At 71.9% G+C, this 14,654-nt stretch carries 15 protein-coding genes; 7 read left to right on the top strand and 8 right to left on the bottom strand.

Annotation, left to right across the window (positions count from 1 at the left end):
- Window positions 1–378 precede the first annotated feature (378 nt).
- From ACFQS2_RS01510 to ACFQS2_RS01495, 4 genes are read right to left on the bottom strand one after another with little or no spacing between them, the layout of a single operon-like run.
- On the bottom strand, window positions 379–1,578 hold the full coding sequence (locus ACFQS2_RS01510; RefSeq protein ID WP_377792468.1) for a carbohydrate kinase family protein: 1,200 nt from the start codon (window positions 1,576–1,578) through the stop codon (window positions 379–381).
- Window positions 1,578–2,399, bottom strand: coding sequence for a carbohydrate ABC transporter permease (locus ACFQS2_RS01505; RefSeq protein WP_377792467.1), 822 nt, complete (start codon window positions 2,397–2,399; stop codon window positions 1,578–1,580). Before ACFQS2_RS01505 ends, ACFQS2_RS01510 begins: the two co-directional genes overlap by 1 nt.
- Window positions 2,396–3,292, bottom strand: a complete 897-nt coding sequence (locus ACFQS2_RS01500; protein ID WP_377019525.1) for a carbohydrate ABC transporter permease — start codon at window positions 3,290–3,292, stop codon at window positions 2,396–2,398. The genes ACFQS2_RS01505 and ACFQS2_RS01500 overlap by 4 nt, the downstream gene beginning before the upstream one ends.
- 7 nt (window positions 3,293–3,299) lie before the next feature.
- Window positions 3,300–4,670 carry an ABC transporter substrate-binding protein gene (locus ACFQS2_RS01495; protein WP_377792466.1) on the bottom strand — a complete coding sequence of 457 codons (1,371 nt, stop codon included), beginning with the start codon at window positions 4,668–4,670 and terminating at the stop codon, window positions 3,300–3,302.
- Window positions 4,671–4,806: 136 nt separating this feature from the next.
- Between ACFQS2_RS01495 and ACFQS2_RS01490 the strand changes: the two genes are divergently transcribed.
- The 4 genes from ACFQS2_RS01490 to ACFQS2_RS01475 all read left to right on the top strand — a co-directional run bounded on the left by ACFQS2_RS01490 (window position 4,807) and on the right by ACFQS2_RS01475 (window position 9,167).
- The gene (locus ACFQS2_RS01490; protein ID WP_377019527.1) at window positions 4,807–5,577 is read left to right on the top strand and encodes a DeoR/GlpR family DNA-binding transcription regulator; all 771 of its coding nucleotides are present in this window, start codon (window positions 4,807–4,809) and stop codon (window positions 5,575–5,577) included.
- Complete coding sequence (locus ACFQS2_RS01485; protein WP_377792465.1) at window positions 5,574–6,980, top strand: 6-phospho-beta-glucosidase; 1,407 nt, start codon at window positions 5,574–5,576, stop codon at window positions 6,978–6,980. The genes ACFQS2_RS01490 and ACFQS2_RS01485 overlap by 4 nt, the downstream gene beginning before the upstream one ends.
- 183 nt (window positions 6,981–7,163) lie before the next feature.
- Complete coding sequence (locus ACFQS2_RS01480; RefSeq protein WP_377792464.1) at window positions 7,164–8,792, top strand: M81 family metallopeptidase; 1,629 nt, start codon at window positions 7,164–7,166, stop codon at window positions 8,790–8,792.
- A gap of 15 nt (window positions 8,793–8,807) precedes the next feature.
- On the top strand, window positions 8,808–9,167 hold the full coding sequence (locus ACFQS2_RS01475; protein ID WP_377792463.1) for a TraR/DksA family transcriptional regulator: 360 nt from the start codon (window positions 8,808–8,810) through the stop codon (window positions 9,165–9,167).
- Between the two features lie 28 nt (window positions 9,168–9,195).
- Here ACFQS2_RS01475 and ACFQS2_RS01470 read toward each other — a convergent pair whose 3' ends face one another.
- Window positions 9,196–9,867: a TetR/AcrR family transcriptional regulator gene (locus ACFQS2_RS01470; RefSeq protein WP_377792462.1), complete on the bottom strand. Its 672-nt coding sequence runs from the start codon at window positions 9,865–9,867 to the stop codon at window positions 9,196–9,198.
- A gap of 86 nt (window positions 9,868–9,953) precedes the next feature.
- On the opposite strand from ACFQS2_RS01470, the gene ACFQS2_RS01465 reads away from it, so the two are divergent.
- Genes ACFQS2_RS01465 through ACFQS2_RS01455 form a run of 3 tightly spaced genes read left to right on the top strand, consistent with a single transcriptional unit; the run spans window position 9,954 to window position 11,825 of the window.
- Window positions 9,954–10,649 (top strand): DUF899 domain-containing protein, encoded by a 696-nt coding sequence (locus tag ACFQS2_RS01465; RefSeq protein ID WP_377792461.1) that lies wholly within the window; start codon window positions 9,954–9,956, stop codon window positions 10,647–10,649.
- Window positions 10,650–10,683: 34 nt separating this feature from the next.
- On the top strand, window positions 10,684–11,253 hold the full coding sequence (locus ACFQS2_RS01460; RefSeq protein ID WP_377792460.1) for a dihydrofolate reductase family protein: 570 nt from the start codon (window positions 10,684–10,686) through the stop codon (window positions 11,251–11,253).
- Window positions 11,250–11,825 carry an SRPBCC family protein gene (locus ACFQS2_RS01455; protein WP_377792459.1) on the top strand — a complete coding sequence of 192 codons (576 nt, stop codon included), beginning with the start codon at window positions 11,250–11,252 and terminating at the stop codon, window positions 11,823–11,825. Before ACFQS2_RS01460 ends, ACFQS2_RS01455 begins: the two co-directional genes overlap by 4 nt.
- A 56-nt stretch (window positions 11,826–11,881) precedes the next feature.
- On the opposite strand, the gene ACFQS2_RS01450 is transcribed toward ACFQS2_RS01455, so the two are convergent.
- The 3 genes from ACFQS2_RS01450 to iolB all read right to left on the bottom strand — a co-directional run bounded on the left by ACFQS2_RS01450 (window position 11,882) and on the right by iolB (window position 14,640).
- Window positions 11,882–12,643: a GntR family transcriptional regulator gene (locus tag ACFQS2_RS01450; protein WP_377792458.1), complete on the bottom strand. Its 762-nt coding sequence runs from the start codon at window positions 12,641–12,643 to the stop codon at window positions 11,882–11,884.
- Between the two features lie 69 nt (window positions 12,644–12,712).
- The gene (locus ACFQS2_RS01445; protein ID WP_377792457.1) at window positions 12,713–13,759 is read right to left on the bottom strand and encodes a Gfo/Idh/MocA family protein; all 1,047 of its coding nucleotides are present in this window, start codon (window positions 13,757–13,759) and stop codon (window positions 12,713–12,715) included.
- On the bottom strand, window positions 13,756–14,640 hold the full coding sequence (iolB, locus tag ACFQS2_RS01440) for a 5-deoxy-glucuronate isomerase (RefSeq protein WP_377792456.1): 885 nt from the start codon (window positions 14,638–14,640) through the stop codon (window positions 13,756–13,758). The genes ACFQS2_RS01445 and iolB overlap by 4 nt, the downstream gene beginning before the upstream one ends.
- Window positions 14,641–14,654: the final 14 nt, after the last annotated feature.

Raw genomic sequence — 14,654 nt, 5'->3', positions numbered from 1 at the left:
TGCTCATCCTCGCGCGGAAGCACGGTCCGCCGCACCATCAATCCGGAACGCCGGCGGCACCGACAGGCCGGGCCGCACCGGGTGCGGGCCCGACGGGCCGCTTCCCGCTCCCCGCGGACGGCCGTCTCCTCTGCCTGAAGCTGGCCGAGGGCCGGCCCGGGATCTATGAAGCTGCGGCCCCCGCCGGCCCCGACGGCCCCCACCGTCGGCTGCCGGCTCCCGCAGCGGATCCGATCCCATGGCCCGGCCTCGCGTCCCCTCGTGACCCGCACCCAGTACCGGGAATCTACGGGTCCCCTCGACGCAGCGCGATGGGGTGAACTCCCCGGTCAGACTCCCCGTGGAGAACTCCCCGGGGAGAACTCCCCATGCGCCGCCTCAGTGCTTGCCGGCGTCCGAGCGCAGGGCGAAGGTGCCCTGCGCCCGTCGGCGGCCCTGCACCGGGCGGTCGGGGACGATGCCGTCGAGGAAGCGGTAGCCGTCGCGGGTGTAGGCGGCACGCAGGTCGCCTCCGTCGGCCGCGTCGGTGAGCTGGCGCCACCAGTCGGTGATGTCGCCCCAGCCGGGGGCGGCGAGGGATCCGCCGAACTGCTGGACGGCCAGGGCGGAGCACAGGGAGGCGAACTTCAATCGCTCCGGCAGAGGCCACTGGGCCAGCGTGCCCAGCACCATCGAGGCGGCGAAGACGTCGCCCGCGCCCGTGGTGTCCGTGGCGGTCACCGGGACGGCCGGGCAGTAGGCCTCCTCGCCGGTGGAGCTGTCGATGGCGTAGGTGCCGGCGGCGCCGTCGGTCACCACGGCGAGCGGGACGATCTCGGCGACGGCGCGCACTGCTTTGTCGGGGCTCTCGGTGCGGGTGTACGCCATGGCCTCCAGGGCGTTGGGGGTGAAGGCGTGGCAGTGGGCCAGCGGGGCGAGGTCCGCCCGGTCCCAGCGTTCGGTCTCGTCGTAGCCGATATCGGCGAAGATCAACGAGCCGCGGCGGGCCAGATCCGCCCACCAGCCGGTCTCCCCCGCCAGGTCGACCACGGCGGCGCGGGCGGCGGGCGCTCGGGCGATCAGGCTCGAGAGCGGTTCGGGCAGATCGTGGCCGTGGGTGACCATGGCGCGGTCACCCTGGGTGGCGACCGACGCGGTCAGCGGCGAGTGGAAGTCGGGGAAGCGGCGCGAGGCGGAGAGGTCGATGCCCTCCTCGTGCGCCATCGTGTGCCACATCCAGTCGGCGTAGGCGTCGTCCCCGAAGCCGGCCACCAGCCCGGTGCGCAGGCCCAGGCGGGCGGCGGCGACGGCGAGGTTCGCGATGCCGCCGGGGCTGGAGCCCATGCCCTTGGACCACAGCTCCTCGCCGGGCCGCGGCAGTCGCTCCAATCCGGTGAAGACGATGTCGAAGAACACCGTGCCGGACAGCAGCACGTCCAGCGGCGGGTCCCCGTCCTGGCGTGTGCTCGCCAGCGGGTCCCAACCGGCGGCCGCGTCGCGGGCGGCGATCTCCTCCGGGGTGGTCGGGCTCGCGGATGCGGGGCCTTCGGGCCGAGCGGGCTCGGGTCGCGTGGGCTCCGGGGTGGGGTTCGGGGTCATCACTTGACGGCTCCTTCGAGCATTCCGCGGATGAAGTGTCGCTGCAGGAAGAGGAACATGATCACCATCGGCAGGGCGACGATGACGGCGCCTGCCGAGAGCAGGGCGAGTTCGGCGGTGTACTGGCCCTGGAAGTTCGCCAGGCCCAGCGGGGCGGTGCGCAGGCTGCCGCCGGGGGTCATCACCAGAGCGATGAGGAACTCGTTCCAGGTCCACATGAACGCGAGCACGATCAGCGTGGTCACGGCGGGGACGGAGGCGGGGACCACGATCCGCAGCAGGGTGCGCACGGGCCCCGCGCCGTCCAGGGCCGCTGCCTCCAGAAGCTCCTCGGGCAGGGTGCGGAACTGCGCGCGCAGCCAGAACGTGCCGAAGGCGACGGACTGGGCAATCTGCGGCAGGGCGATCGCCGCGTAGGTGTCGGTCAGCCCCATCGCGCGCAGGTCGAAGAACAGCGGGATCACCACGACCTCGGCCGGGATCATCAGGCCCAGCAGGAACACGTAGAACAGCAGCGTCGCGCCCGGGAAGCGCATGGTCCCGAAGGCGTAGCCGGAGAGCACGGAGAGGACCACGGCGGCGCTGACCACGATCGCCGCGACCACGAGCGAGTTGGCCAGGGAGCGGCCGAAGCCGCCTACCTGCCAGGCCTCGACGAAGTTCTCCGGGTGAAGGTTCCAGAATCCTCCGTCGGCCGCGTCCGCCCCGATCTGCGGGGAGAAGGCGGTCAGCAGGATCGTCAGGATCGGGGTCAGGGCAAAGACGGCGAACAGCACCAGCACGACGTAGTTCATCGCGCGTTCGGCGGCGGAGACTCTCATCGTGCCTGCTCCCCTCGCTCGCCGATCCGGGTGACGGCCACGTTGATGGCGAAGACCAGCACGGTCAGCACGATGGCGACGGCGCTGGCCGAGCCCACCTCACGCAGCTCGAAGGCCCGGAAGTAGACCTCGTAGCTGGGCACGGTGGTGGCGTTGCCCGGGCCGCCCGAGGTGGTCATGTAGATCAGGTCGAACGTCTTCAGTGCCGCGATGATCGTCAGCACCAGCGAGACCACGATCTCGCCCCGGACAGAGGGCAGCGTGATGGCGAAGAACTCCCGCAGCGGGCCCGCGCCGTCGAGCCGGGCCGCCTCGAACAGGTCGTTGGGGATCCGGCTCATCCCGGCCAGCAGCAACAGCATGACCAGGCCCATCTGCAGCCAGGTGCCGATGAGGCCCACGGCCGGCAGCGCCGCGCCGGGATCACCCAGCCAGCCGCGGGCCAGCTCGTCCAGCCCCACCGCCCGCAGCGCCTGGTTCAGCGGTCCGTTCGGGGAGTAGATGTTCCGCCACGCCACGGCGACCACGACCAGCGCGATCACCTGGGGCAGGAAGACCACGGTGCGGAAGAAGCCCATGCCGCGCACCTGGCCGCGGCGCAGCACGGCGGCCAGGACCAGGCCGATCACCAGGGGCAGCCCCGAGTAGAACAGGATCAGCACCAGGGCATTGCCGATGGCGGCCCGGAACGCCTCGTCCCCGATCAGGTCGGTGTAGTTCTGCAGCCCCACGAAGGTGGACGGGCCGAATCCCGGCCATTCGTAGAGGGAGAACTGCGCCGCCCGCACCAGCGGGTACAGGGAGAACGCCGCGTAGACGACGAAGGCGGGCAGGATGAAGAGGTAAGGGGTCGCGCGCGAGCGCACGACCGCCGACGGGGCCTTTCTCGGCATACGCCGCTCAACCCTCCGCGGTGAACTCGCCGTAGTCGGCCTGCAGCGCCTCGGCGGCGGCCGACGGGTCGCTCTGCCCGCCGATGACCTCCTGCAGTGCGGCCCCGGCGGTGTCGGCGAACGACGGCGTCGCGTAGTCCAGGTACGGCAGCAGCACCCCGTCGTTCGAGACGGCATCGAAGGCTTCGTAGGCGTCCTTGTTGACCCCTGAGGCCGGGGCGAGCTCGGCGGTGCGCAGCACCGGCATCCCGCCCTTCTCGGCGATCAGCTCCATCGCGGTGTCGCTGGTGATGTACTCGATGTAGGCGGCGGCCGCGTCGGGGTTGGCGGCCTGGGCGGGGATGCCGAAGGGCAGGCCGGTACCGCCGGTCGTCGCGACCGTGCCGTCGACCCCGGCGGGCGGCGCCATGAAGCGCAGGTCCTCGCCCATCACGGCCTCCATGTCCGGGGCGAGCCAGGAGCCGCCGATGAGCATCACACCGGTGCCCTCGGTGAACTCGGCCCACGCGGTGTCGTAGGCCAGCCCGTTCGGGGAGTCGCCGAAGGCGCCGCTGCTCGCCCAGTCGGCGAGCTGGGTCAGGGCCTGCACGTTGGGATCGGAGGTCCACTCCGCGCCCGCGTTGCCCATCGCCAGGGTCACGATCTCCTCGGCGGGCACGAAATGCGCCTGCAGCGGGCCGAAGACGTGCAGCGCCGGCCACTGCTCGAGATTGCCGAGCACGAGCGGCTGCTCCCCGGCGTCCTGCGCGGTCTGGACGAGCGCGAAGAGATCGTCCCAGGTGGCCGGGGGCTCCGCGCCGATCGCCTCGAGCTTCGCGGCGCTGTAGTAGATGCCGCACACCTCGCCGGTCTGCGGCAGGCCCCACAGGGACCCCTCGCCGAAGGTGACGCCGTCGCTCGAGTAGCGCGCCTTGGACAGCACGGAGGAGGGGAACCGGTCCTCCCAGCCGTAGGCCTCGGCGTAGCCGGAGAGGTCCATCAGCTGGCCGGCCTTGACGAACTCGCCCATGTCCCCGCGGGCGTTGTTGACCTGGAGGACGTCGGGCACGTCGTTGCCGGACAGTGCCAGGCCCGTCTGCTGCTGGAGGTCGTCGAAGGACTGCGAGACGCGGTCGACGGTGATGTTCGGGTACTCCGACTGGAACGCATCGATCAGAGCGGTGATCGCGTCGTTCTGGGCACCGCGCACCTCCTGGTCCCAGACCTTCAGGGTGATCTCACCCATCGCCGCCGGGTCGGTCTCGACGTCGCTCGCGGCCGGGCCTCCCCCGCCGTCACTGCCGGTGCCGCCGCCGGAGTCGGAGCCGGGGGCGCAGGCCGCGAGGAGGCCGAGGCCTCCGGCAGCGGCACTGGAGCCGAGGAAGGTGCGTCGACGCATGGGGTCCTCCAGAGGTAGCGGGCGGCAGCGCTCGGGCGCTGTGGCACAGGACACCCATCATGACACGAACTGCGTGATTCTGCAGTGCGATGTTCGAAGCTGCATGGATTTGCTTGAAGAGTGCTACGGTGACGCCATGCTGAGTGAGGAGCGCCACGAGAGCATCGTCGCCACGGTGCGTCGTCGCGGCTCCGCCACCGTCGGCGGCCTGAGCGCGGATTTCGGGGTCTCCGAGGCCACGATCCGGCGGGACCTCGACCTGCTGGCCGAGGCCGGGGTGCTGCGCCGGGTGCGCGGGGGTGCGACCGATGTGCACAGCAGCATCCGTCCGGAGGCCGACGAACGACCCTTCGCCGATGTCGCGGCCACCGCCCCCGCCGCCAAGCGCCGGATCGCGGAGAAGGCCGTGGCCCGGATCGAGGACGGCGACGTGATCGCGCTGGATATCGGGACCACCGTCGCCGCCATGTGCCCGTTGCTCACGGGACGTTCCCTGACCGTCGTCACCGCGTCCCTCGCGGTCGTGAAGTCCCTGGCGGAGGCACCGGGGATCGACATCGTCGTCCTCGGCGGGCTGCTGCGCCCGAACTACCAGTCTCTCGTGGGGACCCTCACGGAGGCGGCGCTGCGCCAGGTGCGCGTCGATGCCGCCTTCCTGGGCACCTCCGGAGTGCGGGCCGACGGCACCGTGCTGGACTCCACGCCCAGCGAGATCCCCGTCAAGCGCGGCCTGCTGTCGGTCTCCTCCTCCGCCTACCTGCTCGCCGACCACTCGAAGTTCCCCGGTTCCGGCTTCCTCGAGGTCGCCCCGCTGGGCCGCTTCACCGCCCTGATCACCGACCGCTCCCCCCATCCCGCACAACTTTCCCTCCCCGAGGGGGAGGACCTGGAGGTCCTGCTGCCATGAAGCTGACGATCCTGGGCGGGGGCGGTTTCCGCGTCCCGCTGGTCTACGAGGCCGTCGCCACCGGCGCCACCGGCCTGCACGTCGACGAGATCGCCCTGCAGGACGTCGACCCCGGGCGGCTGCGCACCATCAGCGCCGTGATCGAGGGGATGCGGGAGCAGCTGGTCGCGCAGGGGCGCACCGCCCGGCCGCCCGCGCTGACCGTGACGACCGACCTGCGCGAGGCGGTCGCCGGCGCCGACTTCGTCTTCAGCGCCGTGCGCGTCGGCGGCGCCGAGGCACGCACCGTCGACGAGCGCGTCGCCCTCGACCTGGGCCTGCTGGGCCAGGAGACCATCGGCCCGGGCGGTCTCGCCTACGCGCTGCGCACCCTCCCCGTGGCCCTGGACATCGCCCGCACCGTCGCCGACGCCGCCCCCGGCGCGTGGGTCATCAATTTCACCAATCCCGCCGGGATCGTCACCGAGGCCATGCGCACCGTCCTCGGCGATCGCGTCGTGGGCATCTGCGACACCCCGATCGGCCTGGTGCGGCGCGTGGGCCGCCTGCTGGGCGTCGACCTGGTCGGCGGCGAGCGCGGGGCCGACGTGGACTACGTGGGCCTGAACCACCTGGGATGGCTGCGCTCGGTGAGTGTGGACGGCCAGGACCGCCTTCCCGGCCTGCTGGCCGACGACGCCGCCCTCGAGGAGATCGAGGAGGCGCGCCTGATCGGGAAGGACTGGGTGCGGGCCGACGGGGCGCTGCCGAACGAGTACCTGTACTACTACCTGCACACCTCCTCGGCGATCGAGCGAATCGTGGGCTCGGCCAGCACCCGGGGTGAGTTCCTCGCCGCGCAGCAGGGCGATTTCTACGGCGCGGCCGCCGAGGGATCGTGCTGCTCCTCGCCGCTGGAGAGGTGGCGCTCCACCCTCCACGAACGGGAGGCCACCTACATGGCCGAGTCCCGGGACGAGGAGCGCCGCGAGGAGGACGTCGCCGGGGGCGGGTACCAGGAGGTGGCGCTGCGGCTGATGACGGCGATCGCCACCGGGCGCAGCGAACGGATGATCCTCGATGTCGGCAACGCCCCCGCCGGCCACGAGGCCGACCCGGTCTCCCGCCGGATCGTGCCGGAGCTTCCGGCGGACACCGTTCTGGAGGTGCTGTGCACCGTGGACGGCGACGGCGTTCACCCCCGGCCGGTGGCACCGGTGGAGCTGGGACGGCTCGGGCTGATGTCCTCCCTGCGCGCCGCCGAGCGCTCCATCCTCGAGGCCGCCGTGACCGGCTCGCGCCAGGCCGCCTGGCAGGGATTCTCGACCCATCCCCTGGTCAGCTCGCCCACGCTCGGCGCAAGACTGCTGGAGGGCTACATCGCCGGCCACCCGCAGATCGATGCGCTGCTGACGCGTCGCTGAGGCGGTCTCGAGCGGGGCCGGGGCGTCCGCGCCCGTGGTCGCACCCGGCCCGACGCCGGCCGCGCGGCCGCCCGAGACCATGTCGAGACCGTCCGTCCCGGTCGTGACCACCTGTGGCCGGCTCACGGCGGACCTGCAAGGATGAACGGATCCCTGACAACCGCTTACCCCGGGAGTTCCCCCATGACCCAGACGACGCCGACCCCGACCACGGCCTCACGACCGCGCATCGGCATCGCCGGGATCGCCATCGAGTCCTCGACCTTCACCCCGTACCGTTCCTCCGAGCGCGACTTCGAGGTCCGGCGCGGCACCGAGGAGGTGCTGGCACGGTTCCCGTTCTTCAGCGGCGCCGTCGACCCCGGATCCGCCCCCGGGCCGGCGTCCGGCGCCCCGGCCGGGACCCCGTCGGCCAGCGGGCAGGCGCTGCGGGAGGCCGCCGAATACGTCGGCGTGCTGCAGGCCCGGGCCCTGCCGGGCGGCCAGCTGGTGCGGGACGATTACGAGGGCTGGAAGCGCGAGATCACCGAGGGACTCGCCGCGGCGCACGCCGAGGCACCGCTGGACGGGTTCTTCTTCGACATCCACGGTGCCATGAGCGTGGAGGGGCTGGATGACGCCGAAGGAGACCTGATCACCGCGATCCGTGAGGCGATCGGGCCCGACGTCGTCGTCGGCACGGCGATGGACCTGCACGGCAACGTCTCCGAGACGCTGTTCGAGGCGTGCGACCTGCTCACCTGCTACCGCCACGCCCCGCACATCGACGCCTGGGAGACCCGGGAGCGCGGACTGCGGGATCTCGTCGAGGCCTGCGCGCGGGTCAGGGCCGGCGGCGCCCTCCCCCACAAGGCACTGGTGCACGTGCCGATCCTGCTGCCCGGGGAGAAGACGTCCACCCGCATCGAGCCGGCCAAGTCGCTGTACGGGAGGATCCCGGCGATCACCGAGCGTGAGGGCATCACCGACATCTCGTGCTGGATCGGCTTCGCCTGGGCGGATCAGCCCCGCTGCCAGGCGGCGATCGTGGCCTACGGCGAGGATGCGGATGCCGTCGACGCCGCGGCCCTCGAGCTGGCCACCGCGCTGTGGGAGGTTCGCCACGACGTCGATTTCGTCGCCCCCGCCGCTCCCTTCGACGAGTGTCTGGACCGGGCGATCACCTCGATCGCCCGGCCGTTCTGGATCTCCGACTCGGGCGACAATCCCGGCGCCGGCGGCGCCGACGACACCACGTACTGCCTGGCGCGGCTGATCGCCCGCGAGGAGATCCGCTCCGGGGAGGTCAGCGCTCTGATGGTCGCCCTGGCCGATCCCGCGTCGGCCGATGCCGCGGCCGAGCTCGGAGTCGGCGGGCGCGGCGACTTCCTGGTCGGAGGGCACATCGATACCCGCGAGCCCGGCCCGGTCGCGCTGCGCGCCGAGGTCGAGGCGCTGGACGAGACGACTCAGACCGGCCGTGCCGCGCGGCTGCGCGTGCTGGATGGGGACCGGCCGACGGGCCTGAGCGTGGTGGTCACGGCACGCCGCTCGCAGTGGGCACGCCAGGGCATGTTCGAGCGGCTGGGGATGTCCATGACCGGCTTCGACGTGGTCACCGTGAAGATGGGCTACCTCGAGCCGGACCAGTACGAGGCGGCGGCGGACTGGATGCTGGCGCTCACCCCGGGCGGCGTGGACCAGGACCTGGTGCGGCTCGGTCACCAGCGCATCCAGCGCCCCATGATCCCGTTCGACGCGGAGATCCCCGCGCCCACCCCGGCGTCCGTGGTCAGCGCCGCGGGGCGAGATATCTCGTCGCCGCGGCCGTGAGGGGCCGAGGCACCGATGGTCCATGAGGACCCGGAGCTCCGCGCACGGCTCGCCGCGGAGGCCGAACGCACCGCTGAGCGGATCTCCGCCCTGGAGCGGGACTACGGGGCCATCGTGGACGGCATGCAGCTGAGCTCCACCGATGACGAGCACGATCCCGAAGGGTTCACCACGGCCGTGGACCGCTCCCGGACCAGTGCCCTCCTGGAGACCGCCCGTCACCAGCTGGCCGAGGTGTGCAGTGCCCAGGAGCGCATGGCCGCCGGGACCTACGGCCGCTGCGAGGTCTGCGGCGAGGCGATCCCCCGCGGGCGGCTCCTGGCGCGGCCGGCCGCGCGCACCTGCGTCGAGTGCGCGGACCCGAGCCGTCGCTGACCGGCGCGTCGGCCGCCTCAGGAGAGGGTCACCGAATACCGGCGATGATGTCGTCGACCACGCGCTGTGCGACCGTGGACGCCACCTCGCGAGGTGCGCCCCGCAGCGGGCCGTGGACCATCAGCTCCGCGCAGCCGTGCACGGCCGACCAGCAGGACAGCTCCGCCCCGTCGCGGCGGTGCGCCGGCAGCACCCCGGTGCGCACGCACTCGTCGAGCGCGGCCAGCAGCTCGGCGAACGGCGGGACGTCCTGGAGCTCCACCTCCTCGGCCGGGTCGAGCGCGGCATCGTCGGCGGCACCCGCTTCGGCCCCGTCCCGGGCGCGCTCGCCGAAGAAGGCCAGTTCGAACCATCCCGGCTCCTCGATCGCGAAGTCGATGTACCCCAGGCCCACACCGCGCAGCCGCGCCAGGGCCGCCCCCGCCTCGTCGTCGCCGTCCTCGTCGCCGGAGCAGCCGTGCCGCGTCCGCGAGCGCATGCGCTGGACCATGCGCGCCTGGATCTCGCCGGAGAGCGCGACCATCAGGGCGTGACGGTCACGGAAGTGGCGATAGGCAGCCGCCGGAGAGACCCCGGCGCGGCGGGTCACCTCGCGCAGCGACAGGGCGGAGGGACCCTGGTGGCGCGAGATCTCGAGCCCTTCGGCCACGAGCGCAGCCCGCAGGTCGCCGTGATGATACGGCCGCGATCGCTCCGCCACTCTTGACGCCCTCCTGAAGGAAGTTTACGGTGTTCACACCAATGTGGATGGTGTTCACATGCACTGTATCCCTCCCGAGGAGCGTCATGACGACGAATCCCGCCCCGTTCCCTCCCGTCACCGATGCCGAGACGTGGCGCCGCGAGCTCGACCAGCTCCGCGCCCGCGAGAAGGCTGCGACCCGCGAGCTCGACGCGATCGCCGCCCAGCGTCGCCGCCTGCCCATGGTCGAGCTGCCCGAGTACACCCTGATGTCGAAGGACGGCCCGGTGCGCCTGGTCGACGTCTTCGCTGGCCGTTCGCAGCTGATCACGTACCACCACATGTGGTCCCCCGGCTCGGAGTGGCAGTGCGGGGGCTGCACGTACTTCACCTCGCAGTTCACCCGCCTGGACTTCCTGGACCGGTACGACGCCCGCTTCGTCGTCGTCACGCAGGGCCCGATCGACGAGGCCCTGGCCTACCGCGAGAAGGTGGGCAACGAGATGGAGTGGTACTCCACCGCCGACAGCTCGTTCGGGGCGGACGTCGACGCCCCACCCGGTGGGGGATTCGCGGTCAACGTGCTCCTCCGCGACGGGGACCGTGTCTATCGCACCTGGCACACCACGGGCCGCGGTACCGAGCAGCTCTCCCACACCTTCGCCCTGGTGGACCTGCTGCCGTGGGGCCGGCAGGAGCCCTGGCAGGACTCCCCCGCGGGCTGGCCCCGTTCCGAGACCTACGACAGGTGGCTGGACTCCCCCGACGTCGCCGCCCTCTACGGGAGGACACCCTCATGAGCGCCGTCCGGACGGGCCCCGCCCCGGGAGCGCCATGCGTTCGCTGATCCTCACCCAGAACATGACCGCCGACGGCTCGGTCGAGATGCTCGACGACTGGTTCGACCCCAGCGAGCAGGACCCCGAGATGCTCGAGCTCACCCAGCGCGACAGCGCCGAATGCGATGCGATCGTGCTGGGCCGGCAGACGTTCGAGGACTTCCGCGGGTACTGGCCCCAGCAGAGCGACGACACCACGGGGATCACCGACGAGCTCAACGCCCTCGCCAAGTACGTCGTCAGCACGACCATGACTGACCCCGGATGGCAGAACTCCACGGTCATCAACACCGACCCCGTCGCCGCGGTCCGGGAGCTCACGCAGCGATCCGGTCGATCGATCTCCCTGACCGGCAGCATCACGCTCAGCCACACTCTCATCGCCGCCGGTCTCGTCGACGAGTACTGCCTGTGGACCTATCCCTACGTCCAAGGGCGCGGCCGGCGGCTGTTCCCCGACGGCCACCGCGAGCGCCTTCGCCTCACCGAGCACCGCTCCTTCGCCACCGGCGTCACCTACACGCGCTGGTCTTCCGCCACACCCCTGGAAAGGAACGAGTCATGACCGAGCCCACCGCCGCACCGACCGCCCCCACCACGCCAGAGGCATCCACCACGCCGGAGGCCGAGCGCGGCCAGCATGGCGACGCCGAGGTCCGCCTCGTCGCCCACCGCGTGGTGAAGGCCCCGCCCGGCGAGGTCTTCGCCCTGCTCACCGACCCTTCCCGCCACCACGAGACGGAGCCGACGGACTGGGTGCGAGGCGCCCTGGACGGGGCTCCGAAGCAGCTGACCGCGGCGGGCCAGGTGTTCGGCATCGAGATGTTCCACGTCAACGCGGGCGGGCGCTACGAGATGCACAATCTCGTGACCGTCCTGGAGCCGGAGCGCACGATCGCGTGGGAGCCGGCACAGTACGGCGCCGACGGCACGCTGCAGGGCGGCGGATGGATCTGGCGCTATGACCTCGAGCCCGTCGCCGAGGGCACTCGCGTGAGCCTGACCTACGACTGGAGCGCCACCCCACCGGAGGTCGCCGCAGCCATCGGCGGCATGCCGGCCGTCGGCCCCGATCATCTCGAGGCCTCCCTCGCCTCCCTCGCCGAGGCCGTGGAGGGCGACTCACGCGCCGCCTGAACTCACCCCGGCCTCCTCGCCGGGGTGTGGCGTGCCCGCGGCCCGTGCGCCGGCCCTCAGGAGTCGACGAGGGTGACCTCGAAGGAGTACCGCGAGGCGCGGTAGACGTGGTACCCGTACTCCACGACGCCACCGTCATTGGCGAAGGACTTGCGCTCCATGGTCAGCAGGGCCGCGCCGACCTGCTCGTCCAGCAGCTCGGCGTGCTCCTCGTCAGCGGTGGTGGCGCCGATGCGTTCATGAGCGAGGACGGAGATCACGCCCATCTCGCGCAGGGAGGCGTAGAGGCCGGTGGCGGCGAGTGACTCCCGCGAGGGCGCGATGCGCTCGGGCAGGGTGTTGCGCATGACGGCCAGGGGTTCGTCGTCGGCATAGCGCACGCGCAGCAGGTCGAGGACCTGCTCGCCGGGACGCAGCTGGAGCCGGTCGGTCGCTTCGACCGACGGGCGGCCGATCCGGTACTCGATGATCTCGGTGCGGGGGTCCTTCCCGGCGGTGCGCAGGTCGTCGTACAGCGAGGTGAGCGCGACCTGCCGGTTCACGGGGGCCTGGACCACCTGGGTCCCCACCCCGCGCTTGCGCACCAGCATGCCCTTGTCCACGAGCTCCTGGATGCCCTGGCGCACCGTCGGGCGCGAGAGCCCCAGCCGTTTGGCCAGGGCCATCTCGTTCTCCAGGCGGCTGCCCGGGGGCAGGCCTCCGGTGCGCACGGCGTCCTCGATCGCGGAGGCGAGCTGGAGGTACAGCGGCTGGGGGCTGTCGCGGTCCACGGTGAGGTCCAGGACGAACGGACTCACCTCGGTGCTTCCGGTGTCCATGGGTCTCTCCTTCGTGCTCGCAGGCATGTCACGACATACCGTCCAGGGACTCCAGCATAGGGACCACGGTCACGCGGGACGCGCCTCCAGCTGCACCTCGATGGCGTCCTGACTGGTCAGTGACTTCTCGGCGGCATCGCAGACGGCGGCGGCGAGATACCCGTCCCAGGCGGTCGCGGAGCGCTCGGCGATGTTCGTGCCGGCCGCGATCGCATCGACCCAGGCCTGGACCTCGGCGTCGTAGGCCGCGACGAAGCGGGGCCGGAAGTCGGCGGGCACGGAACCTCCCCAGGTCCCGCCGGGCTGCTGGGTGGTGACGCGGGAGATGTCCAGGCCGATGGTGGCAGTTCCGCGGGAGCCGACCACCTCGGTGCGCACCTCGTAGCCGGCGCCGGTGTTCACGTACAGCTCGTCGGTCACCACCACGCCCGAGGCGGTACGGAACAGCAGCAGCATCGGGTCGTGCAGGCCGTCGGGGGCGTTCTCCGTGCTGCGCGGGATGATGGTCTGGACCGAGGTCGCGGGCTCGTCGAGGAAGAACGAGATCGCGTCGATCTCGTGCACGGCGGAGTCGTAGACCATGTGGGCGTCGGTGAACCCGGGCGGGACCTCGGCGTTGCGGTGCTTGCAGTTCAGCACCATCGGGGTGCCGACCTCTCCCGCTTCCAGGGCGTCCTTGAGCTCGGCGTACTCGGCATCGAACCGCCGCATGAACCCCAGCGAGACGTACCGCTGCCCGGAGGCGTGCTCAGCGCGCACCACGTCGTAGGCGTCGGCCGGGTTCATCGCCAGGGGCTTCTCGCAGAGGACGGGCTTGCCGGCGTCGATGCAGGCGATGGCCTGGTCGCGGTGGAACTGGCCGGGGCTGGTGATCAGCACGGCGTCGACCTCGTCGGCGGCGATGAGCTCCTCGGGCGAGTCGACGACCCGTGCGCCGGGCGCGGAGGCGGCGACCTGCTCGGCGGTCTCGCGCCGGAAGTCGTTGATCGCGCTGACGCGGGCGCCCTTGGTGCGGCGGGTGATGCGCTCGACGTGATCGGCGCCCATCCGGCCCACGCCGATCACGCCGATGCGGAGGTCGCGCGGCAGATCCTGCTGGGTCTCCTGCGGGGTCATCGGGGTTCTCCTTCGAGACGGGGGTCGATCCCGGCGTCGGCCCAGGTGCCGCGCACCCAGGTCTGGTCGGGATGGTCGGTGATCTTCCACGCCCGCTCGGCCTCGGGGCCGGCCATGACGTTGAGGTAGTACATGTCGTGCCCGGGGGCGGCGGCGCACGGGCCGTGCCAGCCGTGCGGCACCAGCACGGTGTCCCCGGCGCGGACCTCGGTGAGCACGTCAATGGGGCGCTCGTCGCTGGCGGTGCTCTGGTGGTATCCGAAGCCGGCGCTCCCGCCGGGGGCGGGCTGGATCTCGTAGTAGTAGATCTCCTCCAGCGCGGATTCGCTCTCGGAGGCGGTGTCGTGCTTGTGGGCGGGGTAGCTGGACCAGTTCCCGCCGGGGGTGATGACCTCGACCGCGATCAGGCTGTCGCAGGCGTCGAACACGCCGGCGGCGCCGAAGTTGCGGACCTTGCGGGTCATGTTCCCGCCGCCGCGGATCTCGACGGGGATGTCCTCGGCGCGGATCAGGGCGACGGGATGGCCGCCGGCCGCGTCGGCCTCGACGACGGCGGCGGTCACGGCGAAGCGGCCTCCGTGCTCGGACGAGATCTCCAGGTGGGAGCCGACGGGGGCGTAGAGCACGTCCGTCGCGGAGGCGAAGACGTGCTCGCGGCCGCGCAGGGTGTGCGTCGTGCCCTCGACGGTGACCTGGCAGCCGCCGCTGAGCGGCACGACCATCACCTCGACGCCGTCGGCCGCATAGGCCTCCGATTCACCCGGGCCGAGGGCGAGCACGCGCAGGCCGGTGTGGTGCCACCCCTCGCGCCGGCCGGGATCGATCACCGTGTCGTAGCGGCCCTCGCCGGAGGAGCGGGCGGGGATGTGCAGCTGCGTCATGGGGGCTCCGTTCT

Origin of the sequence: Brachybacterium sp. GCM10030267 (genome assembly GCF_042666875.1) — a bacterium.
Classification (GTDB): domain Bacteria; phylum Actinomycetota; class Actinomycetes; order Actinomycetales; family Dermabacteraceae; genus Brachybacterium.
The sequence above is the reverse complement of the archived record's forward strand: the minus strand, read 5'-3'. Positions and strand labels throughout refer to the sequence as shown.